Here is a 25394-nt window from a genome sequence, read left to right as displayed (position 1 = left end):
ATATTCGATAACAGAATTTTTTACACCTTGCGGCGCCGGCGCAACAGTCGCGCCGGCGGACGGCATCACGCCGGGTCCGGAAGATCGGGCCGCTCGAGCAGCTCGTGCGCCAGCTTCAGGCCCTTGACCATGACGGAAAACGCTTCGTGCTTGGACGATTCGTCGGGCACCCGCAGGACATAGGACGGGTGGTAGATGGTGACCACCCAGCAGCCGTCGACGCGCACCGGCTTGCCGAGGAAGTCCTTCAATGCGACCGTGCCCTTGCGCATGACGGACTTCAGGGCCGTGGCGCCCATCGCCACGATGACCTTCGGCTTGACCGCGGCGAGTTCCTTCTCGAGCCAGTAGTGGCAGGCTTCGATCTCGCGCTGCACCGGGGTCTTGTGCAGGCGGCGCTTGCCGCGCGGCTCCCACTTGAAGTGCTTGACCGCGTTGGTCAGGTAGATGGTCTTGCGATCCACCCCGGCCTGGGCGAAGACCTGGTCGAGCAGCTTGCCGGCCGGGCCGACGAAGGGCTTGCCGGCCAGGTCTTCCTGGTCGCCGGGCTGCTCGCCGACGATCATGATGGGCGCGCGTTTCGATCCTTCCCCCGGCACGGCCTGGGTGGCGTACTGCCACAGCTCGCAGCGCCGGCATTCGTCGAGCTTGGAAGGCTGCTCGCGCTCCGGCTGGGCCTTCTCCGCCGAGATCGGGATCGTCGTCGCCCCGCGCTTGGCGCCGACCGCCTGTACCTGTCCGATCTTGCGTGCGCCGAGTTCGGCCTGGCTCACGAGCGACGGCACGATGGCGCCTTCCGGGAGGTTCTTCCAGAAGCGCGCCGGGATGTGGCTCTGCATCAGCTGGGCGTTCACGCGCGCCGGGTTGAAGATGCTGCGGTAGTAGGTGAGCCAGAGCGCCTCGCCGGCATCGTCGAGATCCGCCGCGCTCGACATCAGGGGGCCGGTGTTGTGCAGCGTGGCGCCGTCCCACAGGACGCTGGCCTCGGGCGTGGCGATCATCCAGCTCACCTTGCCCATGCGGGCGACGAAATGTTCGGCCACCTGGGGCAGGACGTCGTGGCGCGGCTCGAACCAGGCCACGAAGCGCGGCGGGCCGGCATCCACGGGCCGCTCGCGGAATCGGATGTAGGCATGCATGTCGTGCTCCTCGCGACGCACCGCCTTCACCATGGCGTGCAGGCGTCCGCCGTCCGGGTCGGCGGGCGACTGCACGTCATGCTCGCCCTGGGTCCAGCGCCACACCACGCGGTAGAGGAAGGCCCAGCGGTCCGGGTCGCGGAAGCAGGCGGCGCGCTGCAGCATCTCCATCAGCGAGCGTGGCAGGTGCGGCGCCGCTTTCGTTTGACTGGATGGGATGGCTGCACTATCGGGCGGCCCGGCGCTCGGCGTCGCACCCGAGAACAGGTCGTCGGCGCCCGGCCTGGTCCACGTCACCGCCTCGGGCGGCACGCCGGCGCGCAGCAGCTCGCGCGCCGCCTCGCGCCATTCGGCGAAGCTGTTCACCGCGAGGAAGGCGCCGCCGTTCGCGGCAGCGCCGGCGGCGCTGGCGGCGTCGGGATTCATGCCGCCTGCAGTTCCGGCCACAGGTTCATCTGCTCGGGCGCGTCGGCCAGGTGACGCCGCAGGATGTGGGAACTGGCGGCTCCGTCAGCCGGCTTGTAGTCGGCGGTGACGATGAAGGGAGCCAGCTTCTTCATGCTGCAGCGCAGGCGCGACAGGTCTTCCCAGCGGATACGGCGGATGCGGCGCAGCTCGACGATGCGCTTTGCATTGCGGATGCCGATGCCGGGCACGCGCGCAATCATGGTCTCGTCGGCGCGGTTCAGGTCGAGCGGGAAATGCTCGCGGTTACTCAATGCCCAGCCCAGCTTGGGGTCGACGTCGAGCGCCAGGTTGCCGGACGTCGGCATCAGCTCGCCCGCCGTGAAGCCGTAGCCGCGCAGCAGGAAGTCGGCCTGGTAGAGGCGGTGCTCGCGCAGCAGCGGCGGTGGCGCCAGGGGCACGCTCTTCGGGCTCTGCGGGATGGGGCTGAAGGCCGAGTAGTAGACGCGCTTGAGTTTATAGCTGCCGTAGAGCGTCTCGGCGGTGTTCAGGATGGTGTGGTCGTCGCTGCTGTCGGCGCCGACGATCATCTGGGTGCTCTGCCCGGCCGGCGCGAAGTTCGGCGCCTTCGGTTCTTCCGCCTTTTCGTCCAGCTTGCGGCGGATCGAGCCCATCGCGAGCTTGATGGTGTGGACGTTTTTTTCCGGCGCGAGGCGGCTCACGCTGTCGTGGGTGGGCAGCTCGATGTTGACGGACAGGCGGTCGGCCCAGCGGCCCGCTTCCTCGATGAGCAGCGGATCGGCATCAGGGATGGTCTTGAGATGGATGTAGCCGCGGAATTTATGGACTTCACGCAGCTGGCGCGCCACGGCCACCAGCTGCTCCATCGTGTAGTCGGCTGACTGGATGATGCCCGAGCTCAGGAACAGTCCGTCGATGTAGTTGCGCACGTAGAAATCATGCGTGAGCTTGACCACCTCTTCCACCGAGAATCGGGCGCGCGGCACGTTGGACGAGCGGCGGTTGATGCAGTACTGGCAGTCGTAGATACAGAAATTGGTGAGCAGGATCTTCAGCAGCGACACGCAGCGGCCGTCGGGCGTGTAGCTGTGGCAGATGCCCATGCCGGTGGTGGCGCCGAAGCCGTCCTTGTCTTCGGAACTACGTTTCGGCGCGCCACTGCTGGCGCAGGACGCGTCGTATTTCGCGGCGTCGGCCAGGATTTCTAGCTTGTCGGTAAGTTCCATCGCGAGAGGTGAACTGTATGGGCATACAGTATACTATCGCGCGCGTATGCACAGGTGAGCGGGGTCAACTGTGTGCGGTTCAAAGGCGGGGCATGTTCCTGATGAGGCGGTTCAGGTCCTGGTAGGGTGGGCAGATTCTGCCCACGCGTTCGAATCACGTCTCATGGCCCGCTCCGTGGCTCGAATCCGTTCGTTGACCGTGTGGGCGGAATCCGCCCACCCTACAACTGCCAGATCAGCGGATCGGCTTGCCGTCCGCATCCACCACGCTCACCGTCCCCCAGCCCAGCGAACGCACACCCGCCTCGATCTTGCGCAGGTCGCCGATCACGATCCACACCGCCTCATCCGGCTTGATGAACTTCGACGACGCGGCGCCCAGCTGCTCCGGGCTCAGGGCGCGCACATTCGACGCATACTTGTTCCAGTAGTCGTCGGCCAGGCCCAGGTTCACGGTTTCCAGCCCGGCCGCTTCCAGCGCGGCGAGGGTGGAGAAGCGGCCCGGCAGGCGCGCGGTCATGTTGCGCATGATGCTCTCGTACTCGGCGCCGACCAGCGGACGTTCGCCGGCCACGCCGCGCAGCTCCTTCTGCACTTCACGCATCGCTTCGACCGTCTTGTCGGTCTGGACCGGCGCGATGATGTAGAAGGGACGCTGGCCGCGGACGTCGGTCAGGCGGGCCTGGGTGCCGTAGCTCCAGTGCTTGTCCAGGCGCAGGTTGCGGTTCAGGCGCGAGGTCGCCATGCCGCCGAAGTTCATCATGACCGGCTCCATCGCCAGGTCTTCGGGCTGGCCCTGGACTTGCGAGACGTGGGTCGCGACGATGGTCGACTGCGGCGCGTCCGGCTTGTCGACCAGGATCAGGCGCTTGCCCTGGGTCGCAGGCACGGTGCTCATCTTCTTGGCGGGAGCTTGTCCCTGCTGCCACTTGCCGAAGCTCGCTTCCAGCATCGGCAGGAGCTTCTCCATGGTGGTGTCGCCGGCCACGACGATGGTGGCGCTGCCCGGCTTGAACCAGGTGGCGTGCCATGCGGCGAGGTCGTCGCGGGTGATCGACTGGACGCTGCCTTCGAAGCCGGAGGCCGGTTTGCCGTAGGCGTGTTCCGGGCCGTACAGGACCGCCGGGACCAGGCGCAGGGCCAGGCTGTTCGGCTGGGCCTTTTCCTGGCCGATGCCGGCGATGCGGCGGGTCTTCGCGAGCGCGAACTGGTCTTGCGGGAAGCTCGGCGCCAGCGCCGCTTCGGCCATCAGGTTCAGTGACGGCGCCAGGTTGGCGCTGGTGGCCTGCAGGCGCACCAGGGACTGGTCCTGGCCGGTACCGGTGGTCAGGCGCGCGCCGAGATTTTCCAGCGCGTCCGACAGGGCGAAGGCGTCACGCGACTTGGTGCCCTTGTCCAGCAGGTCCAGCGCCAGCGAAGCGGCGCCCGCCTTGGCGGCCGTGTCGGACGCCGCGCCGGCGTCGACCGCCAGCGAGACGTTGACGATCGGCGCGGTGTGGCGCTCGAGCAGCACGACCTTCAAGCCGTTCTTCAGCTGGCCGCGCTGCAGGGCCGGGAACTTCACGTCCGGCGCGTCGCCCAGGGCCGGCAGCTTCTTGCGGTCGATGGTCGACTTGGTCGCCGCCAGCTTGGCCGAAGGACGCACGGTCATGGTGTAGTGGTTGGCGCGCAGCCAGCGGTTGGCGGCAGCCTTGACGTCTTGCGGGGTGCTGGTGGCGAACAGCTCGAGGCGGTCGAGGTAGGCGTCCGGCTTGCCGCCGTAGGTCTCGCTTTCGGCCAGCACGTCGGAACGGCCGCCCATGCCGCCCAGGCGCTCCACGCTGCGCGCGAAGCCGGCCAGGTCGCTGGTCTTCACACGCTTGAGTTCAGCTTCGGTCGGGCCTTTTTCCAGCAGCTCGGCCAGCACGCGCTCCATCTCGCGCTCGACTTCCATCGGATCGGCGCCCTGCTTGACGGTGGCGGTCATGGTGAAGGTGCCGCTCAGTTCCGCGTCGTTCACGCCCGCGCTGACGCTGGTGGCCAGGCCCTTTTCGTACACCAGGCGCTTGTCCAGGCGTGCGCTCTTCGAACCGGCCAGCACGCCGGCCAGCAGGTTCAGGCGCTGGGTGTCGTCATCCTTCCACGAGGAGACGTGCCAGCTGCGATAGATGCGCACCTGGGGCACGTGGTCTTCCATCTCGTCGCGGATGTTGCGGTCGAGCTGGGGAATCCACTTCTCGGTACGCGGCAGCGGCGGGCCCGGCGGGATCGCGCCGAAGTACTTGTTGACGAGTTCATAGGCGCGCTCCGGCGTGATGTCGCCGGCCAGCGAGATCACCGCGTTGTTCGGGCCGTAGTAGGTGCGGTACCACTCCTTGATGTCCTCCAGCGAGGCGGCCTGCAGGTCTTCCATGTAGCCGATCGTCGACCACGAGTAGGGGTGCGAGTACGGGTACATCTTGGCGGAGATTTCCATGCGCACGCGGCCATAGGGCTGGTTCTCGCCCTGGCGCTTCTCGTTCGACACCACGCCGCGCTCGCGCTCCAGCATCTCCTTCGAGATGTAGTTGCCCAGGAAGCCCATGCGGTCCGATTCCAGGAACAGGGTGCGCTCCAGCGCCGACACCGGCACGTCTTCGAAGAAGTTGGTGCGGTCGGTGTTGGTGGTGCCGTTGCGGTTGTTCGCGCCCAGGTCGTCCATCGCTTCGCGGAAGCCGTGCGGGTAGTTTTCGGAACCGTTGAAGAAGAAGTGCTCGAACAGGTGGGCGAAGCCGGTCTTGCCGCGCTTCTCGTTGCGCGAACCGACGTGGTACCACATGTTCACGCCGACGACGGGCACGCTGTGGTCGGTGTGGACCAGCAGGGTCAGGCCGTTGGGCAGCACGAATTTTTTATGATCGATGCTGTAGGCCTTGCGGTCGAAGGTCGACGCGGTGGCGGACTTGGCGGCGGGGGCGGCATGCGCGGGCAGCGCTGCGAAGGCGAGGCCCAGCAGCATAGGGATGGCGAGTTTTTTCATGGCGTCTCGTGGACTGGTTGTTGTATGTACGTCCCGTCCACGCTTGCGCTGCTCGATGGCGCGGCCGGCACAGCCATTCACCCTACCCGAAAGGATGCGCCGGCGCTAGGTGCTTTGCCCTGCGCTTTGTTGCGATATTGTTTCCAGGTTTGCGTAGGGTGGGCGGTCCTCCGCCCACGCGTTCAACTCACAGAGGCAACGAGGCGACGCCCCTGATATTTGAACGCGTGGGCAAAGGATTGCCCACCCTACGACAGCTGTAAGGACGCAGAAAAGTCACACGAAGTTTTGCGCCTGCGCCAGCAGCTGCGGCTCCATGCGCGCGGCGATCTTCTTGAGGTAGCCGGAAGCCGCGGCCACGCCGGCGCCGCCGGCGCGCTGCAGCCAGGCATAGGCCTGCACCAGGTCGCGCTGCACGCCCTGGCCGGCCGAATACATCACGCCGAGGTTGAACTGGGCGCGCGCATGGCCCTGGCGCGCGGCGCACAGGTACCAGAAGTGGGCCGCTTCGTAATCGCGCTCGATGCCCTTGCCGCAGTCGTGGCGCAGGCCCAGCTCGAACTGGGCCAGGGCGTGGCCCTGGTCGGCGGCCTTGTGGAACCAGTCGGTGGCTTCCATCGGGTTGCCGTGTTCCATGCGGTCGATCAGGATGCCGACCATGTACTGGGCCGGCGCATAGTCCTGGTTCGCCGCGCGCCGGTACCAGTCGAGCGCCTGGGTCTCGTCGCGCGCCACGCCGATGCCGGCCTCAAAACGCAGGCCAAGGTCGAACTGGGCGCGCAGGTGGCCCTGCTCGGCGGCCTTGCGGTACCAGCGCACCGCCTCTTCCGCATCGCCCTGCACGCCCGAGCTGATCCCGGCATCGATCAGCTGGGCCAGGTGGTACTGGGCCGAGGGCATGCCCTGCTCGGCCGCCTCGCGGTACCAGTGTGCGGCTTGCGCCGGGTCGCGTTCGACGCCCTGGCCATGCTCGTAGCGCAGGCCGAGGGTGTCCTGGGCGCCGGCATGGCCCTGCTCGGCGGCGCGGCGGAACCATTCCAGGGCCAGGGTTTCGTTGCGCGGCACGCCGTGGCCGCTGTCGTGGATCAGGGCCAGGTTGAACTGCGAGCTGGCGTGGCCCTGGCTTGCGGCGCGTTCGTACCAGAGGATGGCGCGCAGGCTGTCCTGGGGGACGTCCTGGCCCTTGTCGTAGCGCAGGCCGAGGTTGAACTGGGCCGGCGCATAGCCCTGCTCGGCGGCCTGGCGGAACCAGTCCACGGCCGCTTCGCCGCCGCTCCGCAGGGCGAGGCTGAACTGCGAGCGCGCATAGCCCTGCTCGGCCGCGCGGCGGTACCAGCTGGCGGCCAGGTCGAAGTCCTGCGGCACGCCCTTGCCGGTCTCGTACATCATGCCCAGGTTGTGCTGGGCGCCGGGCTCTCCCTGTTCGGCGGCCTGGCTGAACCAGTGCAGGGCCTGCCCCACGTCGTTCGGCACGCCCTGCCCTTTCGCATACAGCCAGCCGAGGTTGTACTGGGCCGGCGCATAGCCCTGGCTTGCCGCGCGCTGGTACCAGTAGGCGGCCTGGCCGTAGTCCTGGCCCACGCCCTGGCCTTTCTGGTACATCACGCCGAGGTTGTACTGGGCCAGTTCCAGGCCGCTGGCCGCGGCCATGCGGTACCACGCCACCGCCATCTCGTCGTTGCGGGCCACGCCCTGGCCGCTGGCGTACATGAAGCCCAGGCTGTGCTGGGCCGTGGGCACGCCGCGCTCGGCCATGCCCTTCACGCGCAGGTATTCAGCCGTATGGCGTTCTTCGCCTTCGCTGGGCTGGGCCGGGATGTCGAGCATGGCGTTGGCTTGGCCGGCTTACGCCTGCACTGCGCGCAGGCCGAACAGGGTCGGCTGGGTGCGCAGCGCCTTCATGAATTCGGACAGCGGGATCGGGCGGTAGTACAGATAGCCCTGCATCGTCATGCACCCGTTCGAGCGCAGGTAGCGCGCCTGTTCCTCGGTCTCCACGCCTTCCGCGATCAGGTTCAGGCCCAGGCCGCGCGCGATCGAGATGATCGCCAGGATGACGGGGTAGTGGCCGCCCTCCTCGTGGATCTCTTTCACGAAGGACTGGTCGATCTTCACGGTGTGGATCGGGAAGCGGTGCAGGTAGGACAGCGAAGAATAGCCGGTGCCGAAGTCGTCGATCGCGACCGACACGCCGAGCTGGCACAGTTTGTTGAGCTGCTCGATCGCGTACTGCGGATTGCGGATGCAGATGTTCTCGGTGATCTCGACTTCGATCTGGCTCGGGGCGATCCCGTAGCGCACCAGGGCATTGCGCATCTTCTCGAAGAAGTCGCCGCGGTCCAGGTATTGCGGCGACAGGTTCAGCGACAGGCGCACGTGGTCGGTGCCGGTGGCATTCCACTGCAGCATGTCGCGGCACAGGGCGCCGATCATCCAGTCCGAGATCGGCAGCATCAGGCCGTTCTCTTCGGCGAAGGGCAGGAACTCGCCGGCCGACAGGAGGCCGCGGGTCGGGTGGTTCCAGCGCATCAGGGCTTCGGCGCCGACGATGCGGCCAGTGAGCGCATCGATCTGCGGCTGGTAGTACATCTCCAGCTCGTCCTGCTCGAGCGCGCGGCGCAGCGCCTGCTCGAGAGCGATCTTCTGGTGCGACACGTCCAGCATCGAGGTATGGTAGAAGCTGTGGCCGTTCTTGCCCTGGGCCTTGACCTGGTACATGGCGATGTCGGCGTGGCGCAGCAGCTCGTCGATCGATTCGCCGTCGGTCGGGTAGATCGCGATGCCGATCGAGGCCGAGATGTGCACTTCGTGGCCGTCCAGGTCGAAGGGTTCCTGCAGGGTCTCGAGGAATTTGTCGGCGATGATGCGCGCGTCGTCGCGGTCGCGCAGCTCGGGCAGCACGATGGTAAATTCATCGCCGCCCTGGCGCGCCAGGGTGTCGCCCTTGCGCAGGCAGGCCTTCAGGCGGGTCGCGGCCAGCTGCAGCAGCTCGTCGCCCTTCACGTGCCCTAAGGTGTCGTTGACCAGCTTGAAGCGGTCCAGGTCGATGAACATCACCGCCAATTCCGTCTGCTTGCGCTTGGCCTGGATCACCGCCAGACCGAGGCGGTCCTTGAACAGGATGCGGTTCGGCAGGTCGGTCAGGATGTCGTGGTAGGCCTGGTAGGAGATCACCTCTTCCGCGCGCTTGCGGTCGGTGATGTCGCGCGCCACGCCATAGGTGCCGAAGAACTCGAGCTTCCTCACCTCCTGGTCCGGCACGTGCATGCCGATCGCGTTCAGCGAGATCGTCATCAGGGTGGTGTTGAAGGTGCGGTCCTGGCTGTTCCCGCCGCGGCACTTCAGGCGCAGCTCGACGTTGCGCGAGGCGCGTTCGTCGACGCGGCGCTCGTTGAAGACGTAGCGCGCGCGCTCCAGGTCTTCCTCGTGCACGAGGATGGAATAGTGCTGGCCGAGCAGCTCGTCGCGCGTGTAGCCCAGCAGCTGGTAGGCGCGGTCGTTGACAAACGTGAAGCGGCCTTCGTGGTTCAGCGTGTAGATGATGTCCGGCGACGAGTCCACCAGGTAGCGGTACATCTTCTCGGAGTTTTCCAGCTGGGTCGCCATGCGCTGGTTTTCCAGCGCCAGGCGGCGGCCCTTCAGGGCGTTGGCGACCGTCGCCAGCAGTTCCTCGCGCGCATAGGGCTTGCGCAGGTAGTCGTAGGCGCCGCGCTTCAGGGCGCCGATGGCCGCGTCGATGCCGACCTCGCCGCTCATCACGATCACGTCGGCATTGATGCCCTTCTCGTTGATGAAGTCCATGATCTCGTGGCCGCCGATGTCGGGCAGGCGCAGGTCGAGCAGGACCAGGTCGAAGCGCAGGCGCGACAGGTGGGCCAGCGCCTCGCTGCCGGAACTCGCGGTGGTCAGGGAGTAGCCGCGGCCCTTCAGCAGCTCGTACAGCGACGACAGCAGGCGCGGCTCGTCGTCCACCAGCAGCAGGCGCGGCTGGCTGTCGAGGTCGAGCGTGGGAGAAAACGGTGCGGGTTCGCCGGCAAGCATGGCGTTGTGCGGGTTCATCATGACGTTAAGCTGAGCCAAGCGCGCGGGCCGGCAGCGCCACGGCAGTGCCGGCGCCGGATCCGGTCCATGCCGGCAGGAGAATTTCGAATGCAGTGCCGCTGCGGCCGCTGCGGCAGGCGATGTGGCCGCCCAGCTTCTTGACCAGGCTGTGCACGATCGACAGGCCGAGGCCATGATGCGCGCCGTCCTTGGTGCTCTTCACCGGCGAGAACAGGTGGGCCAGCACGTCGCGCGACAGGCCGGGGCCGTTGTCGCTGACCACCAGCTCCAGGTAGAGCTGGCGCTCGCGGTTCACGTGGCCGCGGTTGACGATCTCGATGCGTCCACCCGTATTGCCGAGCGCCTCGATGGCGTTCTTCACCAGGTTGACCAGGATCTGCTTGAGCACGTCGGCGTCGCCCTCGATGCGGGTCGCCTCCTCGTGCATGGTGACCGCGATGTCGACCGTGCCCGGGACGAAGCCGGTGCTGCGGAACAGGCGCTGCACTTCGTCCACCACCTTGGCCACGTCGGTCGGGCGCGGGCCGTTATCCACTGGCTTGAGGTCGGCCAGGCTGCCGACCAGCTGGCCGACGCGGTCGATCTCTTCGTTCAGGATCGACATCTCGCTCGTCACCGGTTCCTGGCGCGCCAGCTTGCTGTCGAGGACACTCAGGTAGTTCTTGATGATCGACAGCGGATTGTTCACCTCGTGCACCACGCGGCGCGAGGCCTCGCGGTATTCCTCGGCCACGTGGGCGAGCTGGCGGCGCGCATGGCCGCGTTCGGCCAGCATGGTTTCCAGTGCGGCCGCGGCCTGGGCGCCGAAGGACTGCATGAAGCGCTCGCGGCGCTGGCAGTACGGGATCTGCCAGGCGGCGATACCGCCGATCAGCACGCCGAGGCAGCGCGCACCGGCGACCAGGGGCACGCAGACCAGGCTGTCGGTGCCGAGCATGCGCAGCAGCTGTTCCTCGGCCAGGCCGAGCGGCTCGCCGTCATGGACCTCGCGCTGGATGAAGGCCGGACGGCGCTCCAGCGCGCTCTTGGCGATCGGGCCGCCTTTCGCGAGCGGCACGGCGAATTCGGCGATGCGCTGGCTGCCCTGGGTCGGCGCGCCCACCAGGGCGTGGCCGGTCGGATTTTCCAGCAGGACGACGGCGTTGCCGAAGTCGAAGAGGATGCGCGCCGAGCGCGTCATCGCTTCCAGCAGGCCCGATTCTCCCTGCTGGCGCGCGAAGCTCTGGCCCACTTCCGAGACCAGCACCATATTGCGCACTTCTTCCGACAGGCGCTGCTGCACCGGGTCAAGGGTGGGCGGCGCATAGGCCGGTGGGGCCGGGATATCGTCGGCGCCGGCGAGGTCAATGCCGAGGTGGGCGGCGGCCTTGTCGACCTGGCGCGACGCGCCCTCGAGCAGCTGGCCGATCTGCCCGGCGTCGATGCCGCACAGCTTGGCCGCGTCCAGCACGGCCGCCTCGTCCTGGGGGTGGCTGGACAGCACGTGGGCCAGGCGCACGATGCGGATCAGGGGATGGGCCGATTCCAGGCGGTCGCTCGGCTCGTGGTGGTAGAGCACCGCGTCGGCCAGGAAGGAATCGAGCTGCCAGCGTTCGATCAGCCAGGCGCCCGCTTCGGCGTGGGTGATCTGCAGGGTGCGCTGCTCGACCGCGCACAGGTCTTCGTCGTCGCGCGCGGTGAAGTTGTAGGCGTACTCTTTCGGCGCGGTGGCGAGCAAGGCCAGGCGGCCGACGTTGTGCAGCAGGCCCGCGAGATAGGCTTCTTCCAGGTGCGGGTACTCGACCAGGCGCGCGACCTCTTTCGCGATCACGGCGCCGGCCAGGGAATTCTTCCAGAAGGCGCGCAGGTCGGTGCTGCCCGAATGCGGGAAGTTGTTAAAGGTCTGGAACACCGAGTCGCTGATGACCAGCGTCTTGATCATGTCGGTGCCGAGGGCGACCAGGGACTGCTCGAGATTGACGTTGCGGTGGTGGCGCTGGTAGGCGGAGCTGTTGGCGACCGCGAGCAGCTTGCCGGTCATGCCGGCGTCCTTGGAGATCAGGGAAGCGAGTTCGGGCATCCCGAGGTCGTCGGCCTGCAAGTGCTCGATCAGACGCACGAGGATCTGCGGCATGGCCGGCAGTCTGGCAATCAATAAACGATTGCGGATGTCCTGATCCGATTGTTGCATGATCTCAAAGCGGCCGCTTTACGAGGTTGCGAGGTTTGTCCAAAGCTTCCCAGGACGGGTTGCCACAATGTCCAGCCTGTCGATCGTACAAACAGAACGAGGTTGACATGTTTGTTCTGGGCACGAAAAACTTATCTTAGCATATAGACATTTCTGATCGGGAACAATACTTTCGATTAAAAGTGTTGCCGAGAGGCCGCTCTAATAGTAGGAGCGAAAACGGCCCTCGTCAGAGCGGGTGAAATAATATACCGATTTGTATGTATATTTGAAAGAATATTTCATTCAAAAAGCAGGGCTGGCGAGTCGCCAGACCTGCGCCCGGCGCAAGACCGGGCCTTCATTCGAAACGAGGGTGTTTCAGGGCAGCTGCTTGCCCTCGCGGATCTGGCCGCGCCGGTAGCGGCGCGCCGTCGCCCACAGGGCGATCGACAGCAGGGTAAAGCCGGCCTGGCCCAGCGCCAGCGACAGCACCGAATGCGACAGCATCGGCGACACCACGCCGGCGACGATGGCGCCGGCCAGCGTCGTGACGAAAGACTGGCAGGAGGCCACCGTGCCGCGGATGTGCGGGAACAGGTCGAGCGCCATCAAGGTGGCGCCCGGCGCGATGATCGAGCTGCCGAAGGTGAAGAAGAACATGTGCAGCACGCTCCAGGGCAGCGCGGGCGGCAGGAAGCTGTGGTACGCCACGTTGAAGGTGACCGCACCCAGCATGAAGAAGAAGCCGACGCGGATCTGGCGCGCGAAAGTGAGTTTGCCCGCCATGCGGTTGGCCGCCAGCGCGCCCAGGAAGATGCCGCTCACGGTCGGCACGAAGAGCCAGGCGAACTGCGAGGGGCCCAGCTCAAGGTGCTCGGGCAGCATCACCGGCGCCGAGGCAATGTAGAGGAAGAGGCCGGCGAAGTTCAGCGCCACCACGCCCGCCTTCATGTGGAAGAGGAAGGAGCCGAAGATCGCGCCGTAGCTCTGCGCCAGGAAGCGCGGATTGAAGGGCTGGCGCTTTTCCTTTGGCACGGTCTCGGGCAGGTGCTTCCAGGAGAACCAGCCCAGGCCCACGGTGTAGATGCACAGGGCCAGGAAGATCGCGCGCCAGTCGAAGAAGGTGACGATCCAGCCGCCCAGCACCGGCGCCAGCGCCGGCGCGATCGAGAAGATCATCGTCACCATCGACAGCAGGCGCGCCGCCGCCGCATCCGAATACAGGTCGCGGATGATGGCGCGACCCACCACCACGCCCGCACCTGCGGAGACGCCCTGCATGATGCGGAACACCCACAGATAATGCACGGAATTCGCGGCCGCGCAGCCGAAGGTGCCGATCGCGAACACCACCAGGGCGATGAGCACCACGTTGCGCCGGCCGAAGGCGTCCGACAGCGCGCCGTGCCACAGCGACATCCCGGCGAAGGCCAGCATATAGGCGGTCAGGGTCTGCTGGACTTCGAGCGGCGTCGCGGCGAGGTCGGCGCGGATCTGCGGGAAGGCCGGCAGGTAGGCGTCGATCGAGAAGGGCCCCAGCATCGACAGCATGGCCAGCAGGGTGGCCAGGCCGCCGGCGGACAGCATCGCGACCTTGTGGGGCGTTGGCAGAGGAACCGGCGTGACCGGGTCCTTGGGCAGGTCGTCGGGTTCGCTCGGCGGCAGCATCGTTGTTTATTGTTCCTGTTTGGGTTTCGCTTCTTCGCGGCGGTTGAAACCGGCCACCATATCGAAGCGGAACAGGCGGCATTCGAGCGCGCCGTTGAAGAAGGGAGTCTTGCGCGCTTCCTTCAGGCGCAGGAGCTTGGGCAGCTGCAGGTCCGCCGTGAACAGGAACACCGTCCAGCCGGCGAAGCGCTGCTTGAGCGTGGTGCCCAGCGCCGAGTAGAAGGACACCGCCATCTCGTCCTGCGGCACCGTCGAGTCGCCGCGCACGCCGATACGTTCGCCGTAGGGAGGATTGGTCAGCAGGATGCCCGGTTCTTTCGTCGGCGGCGAGACGTGCTGGGCCTCGATCTGCTTCAGGGGCACCTCGAACAGGACGCCGGCCACCTTCAGGTTATGGCGCGTCATCGCGACCATGTCGCCCGAGATGTCGGAACCGAAGATGGTCGGCTCGGCAGGAATCGGGTTCGGCTTGATCTCGGCCTTCAGTGCGGCCCAGGCCTCGCGGTCGAAATCGGCAAACTTCTCGAAGGCGAAGCGGCGGCGCGCGCCCGGCGGGATGCCCTGCACCATTTGCGCTGCTTCGACGAGGATGGTGCCGGAGCCGCACATCGGGTCGAACAGCGGCACGCCCGGCTTCCAGCCCGCCACGCGCAGCATGCCGGCGGCCAGGTTTTCGCGCAGCGGCGCGTCACCGGTCTCTTCGCGCCAGCCGCGCTTGAACAGGGCCTCGCCCGAGGTGTCGAGGTAGATGATGAAGTTGCGCTGGTCGAGGAAACCGACGATGCGCATGTCCGGCTCGCGGGTGTTGACCGAGGGGCGCTTGTTGAACTGGTCGCGGAAGCGGTCGCAGACGGCGTCCTTGATCTTGAGCGTGGTGAATTCGAGGCTCTTCAGCGGCGACTTCACCGCCGTCACGTCCACGCGGATGGTGTGGTTGACGCCGAACCAGTCTTCCCAGGGCTGCTCGAGCACCAGGTCGTAGATGTCGTTTTCGTTGTTGTAGCTGCGCTGGCCCATGCGCATCAGCACACGGGAAGCGATGCGCGAGTGCAGGTTGATGCGGTAGGCGTCCGTCATCGAGCCGGAGCAGTGTACACCGCCCGGCACCTGGTTGTGCACCCGCATCGTGGTGCTGTGTTGGGCGATTTCGCCGAGTTCTTCGGCAAGCGCCGCTTCCATGCCGCGCGGGCATGGGCAAAAGTAGGAGGCCATGAGGAGTACCCTTTGTCCGTTGATTAATAAATCGTTACACGCCGCCGGTCCGCACCGGCGGCTTCAATTGCAAGTGATGCTGTTCAAAAAGGCTTGACGACGACCAGGATGACGATCGCCAGCAGCAGCAGGACCGGCACTTCATTGAAGTAGCGGAACCACTTGTGGCTGCGCTTGTTCTGCCCTGCTTCGAACTTTTTCAGGAGCGAGCCGCAGGCATGATGGTAGCCGATCACCAGGATCACCAGCGCCAGTTTCGCGTGCAGCCAGCCGCCCCGGATGCCGTAGCCCAGCCACAGCCAGATGCCCAGCAGCAGGGCCGGCACGGCCAGGATGGTGGTGAAGCGCAGCAGCCGGCGCGCCATGCCCAGCAGGCGCTCCACGACGGCAGGATTGCTTTCCTGCGCCAGGTTCACGTAGATGCGCGGCAGGTAGAACAGCCCGGCAAACCAGGAGGCGATGAAGACGATGTGCAGGGCCTTGATCCAGAGGTACATGCGTGCCTTTTTTATTCGTTATTGTTATTGACGGATTTCGCCGTGACCGAACACGACGTACTTCAGCGAGGTGAGTCCTTCCAGCCCGACCGGCCCGCGCGCGTGCAGCTTGTCGTTCGAGATGCCGATCTCGGCGCCCAGGCCGTATTCGAAGCCGTCGGCGAAGCGGGTCGAGGCGTTCACCATCACCGAGGCGGAGTCGACTTCGCGCAGGAAGCGCAGCGCGGCGCTGTAGTCTTCGGTGACGATGGACTCGGTGTGCTTCGAGGACCAGGTGTTGATGTGGTCGATCGCCGCGTCCAGCCCCTCGACGACGCGGATCGCCAGGATCGGCGCCAGGTATTCGGCGGCCCAGTCCTGTTCGGTCGCTTCCTTCAGATACGGGTAGCCGGCCAGGATCGCATGCGCCTCGCGGTCGGCGCGCAGCTCGACCTGCTTTTCCGCATACAGGGTGGCCAGCTGCGGCAGCACGGTCGGGGCGATCGAACGGGCGACCAGGAGGGTCTCCATCGTGTTGCAGGTGCCGTAGCGGTGGCACTTGGCGTTGAAGGCCACCGGCAGCGCCTTGGCGAGATCCGCCTTGTCGTCGATGTAGACGTGGCAGATGCCGTCCAGGTGCTTGATCATCGGGACCGTCGATTCTTCCATCAGGCGCGCGATGAGACCCTTGCCGCCGCGCGGGACGATCACGTCCACGTACTGCGGCATGGTGATCAAGGCCCCCACCGCCGCACGGTCGGTGGTGTCGACCACCTGCACGGCGTCCAGCGGCAGGCCGGCGCCCTGCAAACCCTCGCTCACGAGTTTGGCCAGCGCGCGATTGCAGTGGATGGCTTCCGAGCCGCCGCGCAGGATGGCCGCGTTGCCGCTCTTGATGCACAGGCCGGCCGCGTCGACCGTCACGTTCGGGCGCGCCTCATAGATGATGCCGATCACGCCCAGGGGCACGCGCATCTGGCCGACCTGGATGCCGCTGGGGCGCGATTTCATGTTCGTGATTTCGCCGACCGGGTCCGGCAGGGTGACGATCTGGCGCAGGCCTTCGACCATGGTCTCGATGGCGCTGTCGGACAAGGCGAGGCGGTCGAGCAGGGCCGGTTCCAGGCCGCCGGCGCGGGCGGCTTCCATGTCCTGCCGGTTCGCGGCGCGCAAGGCATCGGCCTCGCGTTCGATGGCGTCGGCAATCAGCAGCAGCGCACGGTTGCGCGTCGCGCCGTCGGCGCGCGCCATCGCGCGCGAAGCGGCCCGCGCCTTGCGGCCCATCGCGTGCATGTATTCGGTGATATCCATCATGTAGCCCTGTCGTTGATTTCGTAGGGTGGTCGGCTCTGCCGACCGCGCGTTCAAACCAGGCCCGCAGACCCGCTCGCGTGATTTGAACGCGCGGACGGCGAAGCCGTCCACCCTACGGTATCGCGGTATGCGACCGTTACCGGGCGACCCGGAGCGCCAGCTGCAGCATCGCATCCCACGCGTCGCCCGCAAACGCCTTCGCGCGCAGGCCCTTGACCATGCGGTCCACCTGCGCCGCCTCCTGCAGCGCGGCCTCCAGCGTGGCGATCGACACGCGCCGCACAGCCGGCTCCATCATGCGCTCGCGCGGGCCCCAGATGCGGTATTCCTTCAGCAGCGCGCCCAGCGGCCGGCCCTGCGCCATCCCGGATTTCAATTTTAGCAGCGTGCGGATTTCTTCACTGACGGCCCACAGAACCAGGGGCAGGGCCTCGCCCTCCCCTTTCAGGCCGTCGAGCATGCGCGCCAGCCGCGCCGCGTCCCCGGCCAGCATGGCTTCCGACAGCTTGAACACATCGTAGCGCGCCACGTTCAATACCGCATCGTGCACCTGCTCGAAACTCAGCTTGCCCGGTTCGTACAGGAGGCCCAGCTTCTGGATTTCCTGGTGCGCCGCCAGCAGATTGCCCTCGACGCGGTCGGCGATGAAGTCCAGGCTCTGGCGTTCGGCGCTCTGCTGCTGCGCGCCGAGGCGCATGCCGATCCAGCCCGGCAGCTGGGCCCGTTCCACGTTCGGGATCTCGATATAGACCGCGGCCTGCTGCAGCGCCGTCACCCACGAGGCTTTCGCCGTCTGCCAGTCCAGCTTGGGCAGGGTGATGAGCGTCAGGTTGTCCGGACTGAGATCCTTGGCATAGCTCTGCAACGCGGCGCTGCCGTCCTTGCCCGGCTTGCCGCCCGGGATGCGCAGCTCGATCAGCTTCTTGTCGCCGAACAGGGACATGGCCTGGTTCGCGGCCAGCAGCTCGCCCCACTTGAAGGTGCGCTCGACCGTGAGCACGTCGCGCTCGGTATAGCCCTGGGCCCGCGCCGTCTTGCGGATGCGGTCGGCCGCTTCCAGCGCGAGCAGGTGCTCGTCGCTGGTGATCACGTACAAGGGCGCGAGGCCCTTGGCCAGGTGGCCCTCGAGGGCCTCAGGCCGCAGCTGCATCGTTCAGTCTCTTCACGCCGCGGGTTTGATGGCCGCCAGGCGGCGCAGGATCTGCTGCACCAGGTCGGACTGCATGTCGCGGTACAGCAGCGCTTCTTCCGATTCCTTGGCCAGCACCTGCGATTCGTCGAAGGCGATGTTGCGGCGCAGGGTGATCTCGGTCGGCGCCAGCAATTCCTTGTTGTTGGCGTCGCGCACGCGGAAGACCAGCGTGTAGCTGAGCGAGTACTCGCGCACCCGGCCCAGGCTGTTCAGGGACAGGATCGACTTGCCGCGCGTCTCGCCCAGCACGTCGAACAGGGCCTGCGCCTTCGAGGCATCGTTCTCGATGCGCACGGAATCGCCCGCGCGCAGGTTGCGCTTGAGCTCCGTCCCAAGCGGCGAGGTCTCGGGGAAGGCCAGGTAGATGCTCTGGAAGGGCATGTTGTACTGGCCGCTCGAACCGCGCAGCTGGAAGCCGCAAGCCGTCAGGCTCGCAGCCACCAGCAGGCTTGCTACTGCTCGCACCACGGTGGTCTTCATCGCTTACACCACGATGTTGACGAGTTTACCGGGGACGACGATGACCTTCTTCGGCGTGCCCTCGATGAACTTCTGGACCGATTCCTCGGCCAGCGCGGCGGCTTCGATGCTCGCCTTGTCGGCGTCCTTGGCCACCTTGACCGAGCCGCGCAGCTTGCCGTTCACCTGGATCATCATCTCGATCTCGGACTGTTCCAGCGCGCTGGCGTCGACTTCCGGCCACTGCACGTTGAGGATGTCGCCGTAGACGGCGGCGTAACCGAGGTCGGTCCACAGCGCATGGGTGATGTGCGGCGCCACCGGATTCAGGAGGCGCAGGAAGATCGAGAAGCCTTCGGCGATGACGGCATCGCTCGCGACACCTTCGGCCAGCTTCGCGGATTCGAGCGTGTTGAGCATCTTCATGCAGGCCGACACCACGGTGTTGTACTGGATGCGCTTCAGGTCGTAGTCGGCCTGCTGCAGCACCTTGTGCACTTCACGGCGCAGGGTTTTCTGGGCGTCGTCGAGCACACCTTGCTGCTGGCCTTTGAGGGCGTTGGCGATACGCTCGCGCTGCGCATAGCCATAGGCCCAGACTCGGCGCAGGAAGCGGCTCGCGCCTTCGACGCCGCTGTTCGACCATTCCAGGGTCTGTTCCGGCGGCGAGGCGAACATGGTGAACAGGCGTGCGGTATCCGCGCCGTACTGCTCGATCTGGGCTGCCGGGTCGATGCCGTTGTTCTTCGACTTCGACATCTTCTCGGTGCCGCCGATGTTCACGGGTTGGCCGTCCGACTTCAGGACGGCGCTGTGCGGGCGGCCCTTGTCGTCGAAGGTCAGCTCAACGTCGGCCGGGTTGAACCAGGTCTTCTTGCCGGAGGCGTCCTCGCGGTAGTAGGTCTCGTTCAGCACCATGCCCTGGGTCAGCAGGTTGACGAAAGGCTCGTCGAACTTGAGCAGGCCGAAGTCGCGCATCACCTTGGTCCAGAAGCGCGCGTACAGCAGGTGCATGACGGCGTGCTCGATGCCGCCGATGTACTGGTCCATCGGCATCCAGTAGTCATTGCGCTCGTCGACCATCTTGTCGTTCGAGCCCGGCGAGGTATAGCGCATGTAGTACCAGGACGAATCGATGAAGGTGTCCATCGTGTCGGTCTCGCGGCGCGCCGGCTTGCCGCACTTCGGGCAGGTGCAGGCCAGGAAGGCTTCGTCCTTGTTCAGCGGGTTGCCGCTGCCGTCCGGGACCAGGTGCTCGGGCAGCACGACCGGCAGGTCGGCTTCCGGCACCGGCACCGCGCCGCAGTCGCCGCAGTGGATCATCGGGATCGGGGTGCCCCAGTAGCGCTGGCGCGAGATGCCCCAGTCGCGCAGGCGGAAGGTGACTTTCTTGTCGCCCAGGCCCTGGGCGGCCAGGTCGCCCGCCACGGCATTCACCGCAGCGATGTAATCGAGGCCGTCGTACTTGCCGGAGTTGATGGTGGTGCCCTGCTCCTTGTCGCCGTACCACTCCTGCCAGCCTTCCAGCGAGAAGGTCTGGCCTTCGACGGCGACCACCTGTTTGATCGGCAGGCCGTATTTGGTGGCGAAGCCGAAGTCGCGCTCGTCGTGCGCCGGCACGCCCATCACGGCGCCGTCGCCGTAGGTCATGAGGACGTAGTTGCCGACCCAGACCGGGATCTGTTCGCCGGTGACCGGGTGGGTGACGTTCAAGCCCGTGGGCATGCCCTTCTTCTCCATCGTCGCCATGTCGGCTTCGATGACGGAACCCAGCTTGCACTCGGCGATGAAGGACTGCAGTTCCGGGTTGTTCTGCGCCGCGAGCTGGGCCAGCGGGTGCTCGGCCGCCACGGCGCAGAAGGTCACGCCCATGATGGTGTCGGCGCGGGTGGTGAAGACGTAGAGTTTGCCGTCGTTGATGAGTTCACCCGAGGCATCGGCGATCTGGTGCGGGAAGGCGAAGCGCACGCCGGTCGACTTGCCGATCCAGTTGGCCTGCATGATGCGCACGCGCTCCGGCCAGCCCGGCAGCTTGTTGTCCACGTAGTCCAGCAGCTCGTCCGCGTACTCGGTGATGCGCACGTAGTACATCGGGATTTCGCGCTTCTCGATCGGCGCGCCCGAACGCCAGCCGCGGCCATCCACCACCTGTTCGTTCGCCAGCACGGTCTGGTCCACCGGGTCCCAGTTCACGGTGCCGGTCTTCTGGTAGATGATGCCTTTTTCCAGCATCTTGAGGAACATCCACTGGTTCCACTTGTAGTATTCCGGCTTGCAGGCGGTCATCTCGCGCGACCAGTCGATGGCCAGGCCCATCGATTCCATCTGCCCGCGCATGTGCGCGATGTTCGAGTAGGTCCACTCGGCCGGCGGCACGTTGTTCGCCATCGCCGCGTTCTCGGCCGGCATGCCGAAGGCGTCCCAGCCCATCGGCATCAGCACGTTGTAGCCGTTCATCCGCAGGTAGCGGTACATCACGTCATTGATCGTATAGTTGCGCACGTGACCCATGTGCAGCTTGCCCGACGGGTAAGGCAGCATCGAGCAGGCGTAATACTTGCCTTTCGGGAAACGCGGGTCGTGTTCGACGGCCTTGTAGGCGTCGATCGACTTCCAGTAGGCCTGGGCGGCCTGTTCGACTTCGGCTGGACTATATTTTTCTTGCATGATTTCTGCAGACGTAATGAGGGTGGAACCGGACATTATACTGCAATGCAAAAATGAAAAACCGCCATGCCTGCCGTGCAGGATGGCGGTCGAAAACAGCGCCGCACCACGCTAGCGCAGCGTCAGCTTCAGGGCCGGCTGTTCGCCGTAATCCTCGTAGCGCTCGTTGATGCCGCCCACGCAGAAGCTGATCTCTTCCAGCAGATCGGGCACGGCGGCCTTCACCTTCTCGGCCTCCAGCACGACGATCTCCAGCACCTCGTTCGGCTTGAGCTGGAATTTCGTCATGTTCTCCTCGTCGCGCAGGTAGCTCATGCAGTCCACCCAGGCGTCGATCGAATCGGCATAGCTCTCCGGGAAACCGAAGGCGCGCCGCGATTCGGCGTGGAAGCTGGCTTCGTCGACGATCGCGGCGCCGTTCAGTTGCACGGACGCCATCATCAAGCCTTCAGGCCCAGCACGTCGTCCATGCCGAACAGGCCGTTCGGTTTGCCGGCCAGGAAGCGCGCGGCGCGCAGGGCGCCGTGGGCGTAGGTGACGCGGCTGCTGGACTTGTGGCTGATCTCGATGCGCTCGCCCGTGCCGAGGAACATGACGGTGTGGTCGCCCACCACGTCGCCGCCGCGCACGGTGGCGAAGCCGATGGTCGAGGGGTCGCGCTCGCCGGTCACGCCTTCGCGGCCATAGACGGCGCATTCCTTCAGGTCGCGGCCGATTGCGTCGGCGATGACTTCGCCCATCTTGAGCGCGGTGCCGGACGGTGCGTCGACCTTGTGGCGGTGGTGCGCCTCGACGATCTCGATGTCGTAGCCTTCGCTGAAGCTCTTCGCCGCCATTTCGAGCAGCTTGAGGGTGACGTTCACGCCCACGCTCATGTTCGGGGCGAACACGATGCCAACCTTCTCGCCGGCCGCGCGGATGGCGGCCTTGCCGGCCTCATCGAAACCGGTGGTGCCGATCACCAGCTGCACATTGTTGGCCGCGCAGTATGCCAGGTGCTCGAGCGTGCCTTCCGGACGGGTGAAGTCGATCAGGACGTCGGCATCCTTCAGGGCGGCCGCGAAGTCGGACTGGATGATGACGCCGGTCGGCTGGCCGGCGAAGGCGCCGGCATCCTGGCCGATGGAGGGCGAGCCGGCGCGGTCGAGGGCGCCGGCCAGGATGGCGTCGGGCGCGTTCGTGATGGCTTCGACCAGCATGCGGCCCATGCGGCCGCTGGCGCCGGCGACGGCGATACGCAAAGTACTCATGCCCTCAGTTCCTGTTCCCGTTCGGGGCCGGGTTGTTGCTGCTGGCATCGATCGTCACCGGGCCGCGCTCGGGCGCCTTCGGCGGCAGGGTCGACTGCTTGCTGCCGCGGATCGGACCGGCGATGCGTTCGATGTAGTCGCGCTCGCTCGGCAGGTTACCGCCTTCGAAGCGCTCGACCTTGTCGTCCTTGAAGTAGATGGTGACGCGGCTGGTGGTCAGCTCGCCGTCGCCGCGTGCGAGGTAGAAGGGGAAGTCCCAGCGGTCGGCGTGGAAGACATCGGTCAGCAGCGGCGAACCGAGCAGGAAGCGCACCTGCTCGCGGGTCTGGCCGACCTTCAGCTGTTCCAGCATTTCCTGGGATACGAAGTTACCCTGCTGGATGTCGGGGCGGTAGGGCGAGAAGATCCAGAAGAACTTCTGCAGCTTGGTCGCCTTGACGGTCTGGGCGCCCGCATTCGCGGCGGCGGCCGCTTTCTCGGCGGCGGCGGCCTGGACGGCCGGGTCGGTGCTCGCCGGCGGCGCGGGACGGGTCTGGTTGCGCCAGGCGGCGCAGCCGGACAGGGTCAGGACGCACGCGAGACCAGCGGCGATGGCTGCCCGTTTCTGGAAACCGCGACGGAGGACGGCTTGTTTGACATGCATAGGTAACCTCAAAACGTTTGAGCGGGAGCTCCAAAACGCTATATCATAAAGCACTATGCCAAACTACGAGCAACAAAACGTGAGCGACCGCCATGAGTAACAACCCGACCGACCTGAAGGCCAGCGGCCTGAAGGCTACCCTGCCGCGCCTGAAAATCCTGGAAATCTTCCAGAACAGCGCCGTACGGCACCTGACGGCGGAAGACGTCTACAAGATTCTGCTGGCCGACAATATGGACGTGGGCCTGGCCACCGTCTACCGTGTGCTGACCCAGTTCGAGCAGGCAGGCCTGCTGAACCGCAACCACTTCGAGACCGGCAAGGCCATCTATGAGCTCAACGCCGGCTCGCACCACGACCACCTGGTCTGCCTTGACTGCGGCCACGTGGAAGAGTTCTACGACGAAGAGATCGAGTCGCGCCAGCACAAGATCGCCGTGGAGCGCGGCTACAAGATTGCCGAGCACTCGCTGGCGATCTACGGCAATTGCGTGAAGGTGGGCTGCCCGCGCAAGCAGTAAGATTTACGCGCTTTTACAATGATTGGGGGAACAATGCCTGTGGCATTGCTCCCCCAATTCAATTCTGGCTCAGGGCATTCGACAGGAGCTTGGCCGTGATGTCCACGATCGGGATCACCCGCTCATAGGCCATGCGCGTCGGCCCGATCACTCCCAGCGTGCCCACGATGCGTCCGTTCACCTCGTAGGGCGCCGTCACCACGCTCATCTCGTCCATCGGCACCAGCTTCGATTCGCCGCCGATGAAGATCTGCACCCCGCCCGCCTTGCTCGACACGTCGAGCAGCTGCATCAGGCCGGTCTTCTGCTCGAACATCTCGAACATCTGGCGCAGCGAACTCATGTTGGAAGACAGGTCGGACACCGACAGCAGGTTGCGCTCGCCGGAGATGATCATGTCGTCGCCCTCGGACATCGCCTCGCTCCCCGCCTCCACCGCCACCTGCATCAGGCGGCCCATGTCGTCGCGCAGCTGGGCCAGCTCGCCGGACAGGCGCGCGCGCACTTCGTCGAAGGTCAGGCCGGCGTAGTTCTGGTTCAGGTAGTTGGCCGACTGGATCAGCTGGGCCGGGGTGTAGTCGACTTCGGTGAGCAGCAGGCGGTTCTGCACGTCGCCGCGCGGGTCGACGATCACGAGCAGGATGCGCTTCTCGGACAGGCGCAGGAATTCGATCTGCTGGAACACCGATTCGCGGCGCGGGCTCTGCACCACGCCGGCGAACTGCGACAGCGAGGACAGCATCTGGGCCGCGTTGGCGATGAGCTTCTGCGGCTGCTGGCTGGGCAGGCGCATGTTGTGGGCGGCGGCCGCGTGCTCGTCGAGGTGCTGCACGGTGAGCAGGGTGTCGACGAACAGGCGGTAGCCGCGCGGGGTGGGGATGCGGCCGGCCGAGGTGTGCGGACTGGCGACATAGCCCATTTCCTCGAGGTCCGCCATGATGTTGCGGATCGTGGCCGGCGACAGGTCGAGGCCGGAAATCTTCGAGAGCGCGCGCGAGCCGACCGGCTGGCCGTCGGCGATGTAGCGCTCGACGAGGGCTTTGAGCAGGGTCTGGGCGCGGGGTTCGAGTTGCATTCAGGCTAACAAAGTGACGGTGCGCGACGGGATACGCGGAAGGTGTGTCTATATATTATGCACGTTCAGCCGCCGGGGGCGCCAGTCATCCGTGCTCGCGCTTGAGCCAATCGAGCAGGCCGTCCAGGTCGTGCACCTCGGCATCGGGCTTGACCTCGTCCGGCATGTAGTTCACCTGGCCGGTGCGGTTCATCCACACGGCGCGCAGGCCGGCGCGCTGGGCTCCGTGGACGTCCAGGCGCAGGTCGTCGCCGACGTAGACCGCCTCCCCCGGCGCCACGCCCAGCTGGCGGCAGCATTCCAGGAAGATGGCGGCATTCGGCTTGGCCACGCCGAAGGCGGGCGCCGACACCGAGGCATCGAAGTGGCGCGCGAGACCGATGGTCTGCAGGTCGGCATTGCCGTTGGTGACGGAGCCGATCGACACGCGGCCTTTCAGGCGCAGCAGGCCCGGGAGCACGTCGTCATAGGGAATCACGGCATTGCGGGCGGCGAAGAACTCGATCATTGCCAGTTCCACCTTGGCCGAATCCTCGCCGGCCTGCTCGAAGGCGGCGATCAGGCCGGCGCGGCGCAGGGCGCCGAGGTCGAGCTGGAATTCGGGCTGGCGCGCCAGCAGTTCGAGCCGGGCCTGGCGCAGGGTCTCGATGGTGTACTGCTGCGCCACCCGGGGCGCGTTCTCGCGCAGCCAGGCGAACAGGATCTGTTCGGCCTCCAGGATGACGGGGGCGATCGGCCACAGGGTGTCGTCGAGGTCGAACAGGACGGCCTTGGGCCAGGGACGGCGCGGGGAGCTCATGGTCTTATCGGTGGAAGTGGTCAGGCCAAGCATAGCGAGCACTGGCATGGAAAGCAATCGGCGCCCCCTCGCATCTGTCGTTGGTTACACCGTGATACAAAGGGAAACCGTCCAG

19 protein-coding genes are annotated in these 25394 nt (G+C 66.0%); 1 reads left to right on the top strand and 18 read right to left on the bottom strand.

All coding sequences use genetic code 11. From position 1 onward, the window contains the following. Nucleotides 1-65: 65 nt before the first annotated feature. The 16 genes from ACQ7JA_RS20805 to ACQ7JA_RS20730 all read right to left on the bottom strand — a co-directional run bounded on the left by ACQ7JA_RS20805 (nucleotide 66) and on the right by ACQ7JA_RS20730 (nucleotide 22884). The gene (locus ACQ7JA_RS20805; RefSeq protein WP_430901255.1) at nucleotides 66-1565 is read right to left on the bottom strand and encodes a UdgX family uracil-DNA binding protein; all 1500 of its coding nucleotides are present in this window, start codon (nucleotides 1563-1565) and stop codon (nucleotides 66-68) included. Continuing rightward, the gene (locus tag ACQ7JA_RS20800) at nucleotides 1562-2791 is read right to left on the bottom strand and encodes a putative DNA modification/repair radical SAM protein (RefSeq protein ID WP_430901253.1); all 1230 of its coding nucleotides are present in this window, start codon (nucleotides 2789-2791) and stop codon (nucleotides 1562-1564) included. The genes ACQ7JA_RS20805 and ACQ7JA_RS20800 overlap by 4 nt, the downstream gene beginning before the upstream one ends. 235 nt (nucleotides 2792-3026) lie before the next feature. Beyond that, nucleotides 3027-5789, bottom strand: a complete 2763-nt coding sequence (locus ACQ7JA_RS20795; protein ID WP_430901251.1) for a M16 family metallopeptidase — start codon at nucleotides 5787-5789, stop codon at nucleotides 3027-3029. A gap of 276 nt (nucleotides 5790-6065) precedes the next feature. After that, on the bottom strand, nucleotides 6066-7616 hold the full coding sequence (locus tag ACQ7JA_RS20790; RefSeq protein ID WP_430901249.1) for an SEL1-like repeat protein: 1551 nt from the start codon (nucleotides 7614-7616) through the stop codon (nucleotides 6066-6068). 18 nt (nucleotides 7617-7634) lie between these two features. After that, nucleotides 7635-9851 (bottom strand): EAL domain-containing response regulator, encoded by a 2217-nt coding sequence (locus ACQ7JA_RS20785; RefSeq protein ID WP_430901247.1) that lies wholly within the window; start codon nucleotides 9849-9851, stop codon nucleotides 7635-7637. Between the two features lie 4 nt (nucleotides 9852-9855). Next, entirely contained in the window at nucleotides 9856-12021 is a 2166-nt protein-coding gene (locus ACQ7JA_RS20780; protein WP_430901245.1) for an HDOD domain-containing protein, read from the bottom strand. 360 nt (nucleotides 12022-12381) lie between these two features. Continuing rightward, on the bottom strand, nucleotides 12382-13671 hold the full coding sequence (locus ACQ7JA_RS20775; protein WP_430901243.1) for a multidrug effflux MFS transporter: 1290 nt from the start codon (nucleotides 13669-13671) through the stop codon (nucleotides 12382-12384). Between the two features lie 6 nt (nucleotides 13672-13677). Continuing rightward, complete coding sequence (locus ACQ7JA_RS20770; RefSeq protein WP_430901241.1) at nucleotides 13678-14883, bottom strand: THUMP domain-containing class I SAM-dependent RNA methyltransferase; 1206 nt, start codon at nucleotides 14881-14883, stop codon at nucleotides 13678-13680. An 83-nt stretch (nucleotides 14884-14966) separates the two neighbouring features. Continuing rightward, nucleotides 14967-15380, bottom strand: a complete 414-nt coding sequence (locus ACQ7JA_RS20765) for a CopD family protein (protein WP_430901239.1) — start codon at nucleotides 15378-15380, stop codon at nucleotides 14967-14969. A gap of 24 nt (nucleotides 15381-15404) precedes the next feature. Next, a complete protein-coding gene (locus ACQ7JA_RS20760) occupies nucleotides 15405-16670 on the bottom strand; it encodes a glutamate-5-semialdehyde dehydrogenase (RefSeq protein ID WP_430901303.1) in 1266 nt (421 codons plus the stop codon). A gap of 139 nt (nucleotides 16671-16809) precedes the next feature. Then, the gene (holA, locus tag ACQ7JA_RS20755; protein WP_430901237.1) at nucleotides 16810-17823 is read right to left on the bottom strand and encodes a DNA polymerase III subunit delta; all 1014 of its coding nucleotides are present in this window, start codon (nucleotides 17821-17823) and stop codon (nucleotides 16810-16812) included. Between the two features lie 12 nt (nucleotides 17824-17835). Continuing rightward, the gene (lptE, locus tag ACQ7JA_RS20750) at nucleotides 17836-18345 is read right to left on the bottom strand and encodes an LPS assembly lipoprotein LptE (protein WP_430901235.1); all 510 of its coding nucleotides are present in this window, start codon (nucleotides 18343-18345) and stop codon (nucleotides 17836-17838) included. A 3-nt stretch (nucleotides 18346-18348) separates the two neighbouring features. Further along, the gene (gene leuS / locus ACQ7JA_RS20745) at nucleotides 18349-20991 is read right to left on the bottom strand and encodes a leucine--tRNA ligase (protein WP_430901233.1); all 2643 of its coding nucleotides are present in this window, start codon (nucleotides 20989-20991) and stop codon (nucleotides 18349-18351) included. A 111-nt stretch (nucleotides 20992-21102) separates the two neighbouring features. After that, nucleotides 21103-21429, bottom strand: a complete 327-nt coding sequence (locus tag ACQ7JA_RS20740) for a barstar family protein (protein ID WP_430901301.1) — start codon at nucleotides 21427-21429, stop codon at nucleotides 21103-21105. A 2-nt stretch (nucleotides 21430-21431) separates the two neighbouring features. Next, a complete protein-coding gene (gene dapB, locus ACQ7JA_RS20735) occupies nucleotides 21432-22241 on the bottom strand; it encodes a 4-hydroxy-tetrahydrodipicolinate reductase (protein WP_430901231.1) in 810 nt (269 codons plus the stop codon). Between the two features lie 4 nt (nucleotides 22242-22245). Further along, nucleotides 22246-22884 (bottom strand): outer membrane protein assembly factor BamE, encoded by a 639-nt coding sequence (locus tag ACQ7JA_RS20730; RefSeq protein WP_430901229.1) that lies wholly within the window; start codon nucleotides 22882-22884, stop codon nucleotides 22246-22248. Nucleotides 22885-22976: 92 nt separating this feature from the next. Here ACQ7JA_RS20730 and fur point away from each other — a divergent pair, with 92 nt between their 5' ends. Continuing rightward, nucleotides 22977-23405 carry a ferric iron uptake transcriptional regulator gene (gene fur, locus ACQ7JA_RS20725; protein WP_258827092.1) on the top strand — a complete coding sequence of 143 codons (429 nt, stop codon included), beginning with the start codon at nucleotides 22977-22979 and terminating at the stop codon, nucleotides 23403-23405. 58 nt (nucleotides 23406-23463) lie between these two features. On the opposite strand, the gene hrcA is transcribed toward fur, so the two are convergent. Together hrcA and ACQ7JA_RS20715 are read right to left on the bottom strand one after the other, a co-directional pair. Further along, entirely contained in the window at nucleotides 23464-24480 is a 1017-nt protein-coding gene (hrcA, locus tag ACQ7JA_RS20720; RefSeq protein ID WP_430901227.1) for a heat-inducible transcriptional repressor HrcA, read from the bottom strand. A gap of 85 nt (nucleotides 24481-24565) precedes the next feature. Beyond that, entirely contained in the window at nucleotides 24566-25279 is a 714-nt protein-coding gene (locus ACQ7JA_RS20715; protein WP_430901225.1) for an HAD family hydrolase, read from the bottom strand. Between the last annotated feature and the right edge of the window lie 115 nt (nucleotides 25280-25394).

The organism is Massilia sp. BKSP1R2A-1 (assembly GCF_050586525.1).
Taxonomy (GTDB): Bacteria; Pseudomonadota; Gammaproteobacteria; order Burkholderiales; family Burkholderiaceae_D; genus Telluria.
Note: the sequence above shows the minus strand (reverse complement) of the source record. Positions and strands in the feature narration are given on the sequence as shown.

Excerpts from the sequence above, each read along its gene's own strand:
- ACQ7JA_RS20760 (WP_430901303.1), bottom strand. The coding sequence starts at position 16,670 with ATGGATATCACCGAATACATGCACGCGATGGGCCGCAAGGCGCGGGCC.
- holA (WP_430901237.1), bottom strand. The coding sequence starts at position 17,823 with ATGCAGCTGCGGCCTGAGGCCCTCGAGGGCCACCTGGCCAAGGGCCTC.
- ACQ7JA_RS20780 (WP_430901245.1), bottom strand. The coding sequence starts at position 12,021 with ATGCAACAATCGGATCAGGACATCCGCAATCGTTTATTGATTGCCAGA.
- leuS (WP_430901233.1), bottom strand. The coding sequence starts at position 20,991 with ATGCAAGAAAAATATAGTCCAGCCGAAGTCGAACAGGCCGCCCAGGCC.
- hrcA (WP_430901227.1), bottom strand. The coding sequence starts at position 24,480 with ATGCAACTCGAACCCCGCGCCCAGACCCTGCTCAAAGCCCTCGTCGAG.
- ACQ7JA_RS20765 (WP_430901239.1), bottom strand. The coding sequence starts at position 15,380 with ATGTACCTCTGGATCAAGGCCCTGCACATCGTCTTCATCGCCTCCTGG.
- ACQ7JA_RS20805 (WP_430901255.1), bottom strand. The coding sequence starts at position 1,565 with ATGAATCCCGACGCCGCCAGCGCCGCCGGCGCTGCCGCGAACGGCGGC.
- ACQ7JA_RS20730 (WP_430901229.1), bottom strand. The coding sequence starts at position 22,884 with ATGCATGTCAAACAAGCCGTCCTCCGTCGCGGTTTCCAGAAACGGGCA.
- fur (WP_258827092.1), top strand. The coding sequence starts at position 22,977 with ATGAGTAACAACCCGACCGACCTGAAGGCCAGCGGCCTGAAGGCTACC.
- ACQ7JA_RS20740 (WP_430901301.1), bottom strand. The coding sequence starts at position 21,429 with ATGGCGTCCGTGCAACTGAACGGCGCCGCGATCGTCGACGAAGCCAGC.
- ACQ7JA_RS20790 (WP_430901249.1), bottom strand. The coding sequence starts at position 7,616 with ATGCTCGACATCCCGGCCCAGCCCAGCGAAGGCGAAGAACGCCATACG.
- ACQ7JA_RS20775 (WP_430901243.1), bottom strand. The coding sequence starts at position 13,671 with ATGCTGCCGCCGAGCGAACCCGACGACCTGCCCAAGGACCCGGTCACG.
- ACQ7JA_RS20770 (WP_430901241.1), bottom strand. The coding sequence starts at position 14,883 with ATGGCCTCCTACTTTTGCCCATGCCCGCGCGGCATGGAAGCGGCGCTT.
- ACQ7JA_RS20715 (WP_430901225.1), bottom strand. The coding sequence starts at position 25,279 with ATGAGCTCCCCGCGCCGTCCCTGGCCCAAGGCCGTCCTGTTCGACCTC.
- lptE (WP_430901235.1), bottom strand. The coding sequence starts at position 18,345 with ATGAAGACCACCGTGGTGCGAGCAGTAGCAAGCCTGCTGGTGGCTGCG.
- ACQ7JA_RS20800 (WP_430901253.1), bottom strand. The coding sequence starts at position 2,791 with ATGGAACTTACCGACAAGCTAGAAATCCTGGCCGACGCCGCGAAATAC.
- dapB (WP_430901231.1), bottom strand. The coding sequence starts at position 22,241 with ATGAGTACTTTGCGTATCGCCGTCGCCGGCGCCAGCGGCCGCATGGGC.
- ACQ7JA_RS20795 (WP_430901251.1), bottom strand. The coding sequence starts at position 5,789 with ATGAAAAAACTCGCCATCCCTATGCTGCTGGGCCTCGCCTTCGCAGCG.
- ACQ7JA_RS20785 (WP_430901247.1), bottom strand. The coding sequence starts at position 9,851 with ATGATGAACCCGCACAACGCCATGCTTGCCGGCGAACCCGCACCGTTT.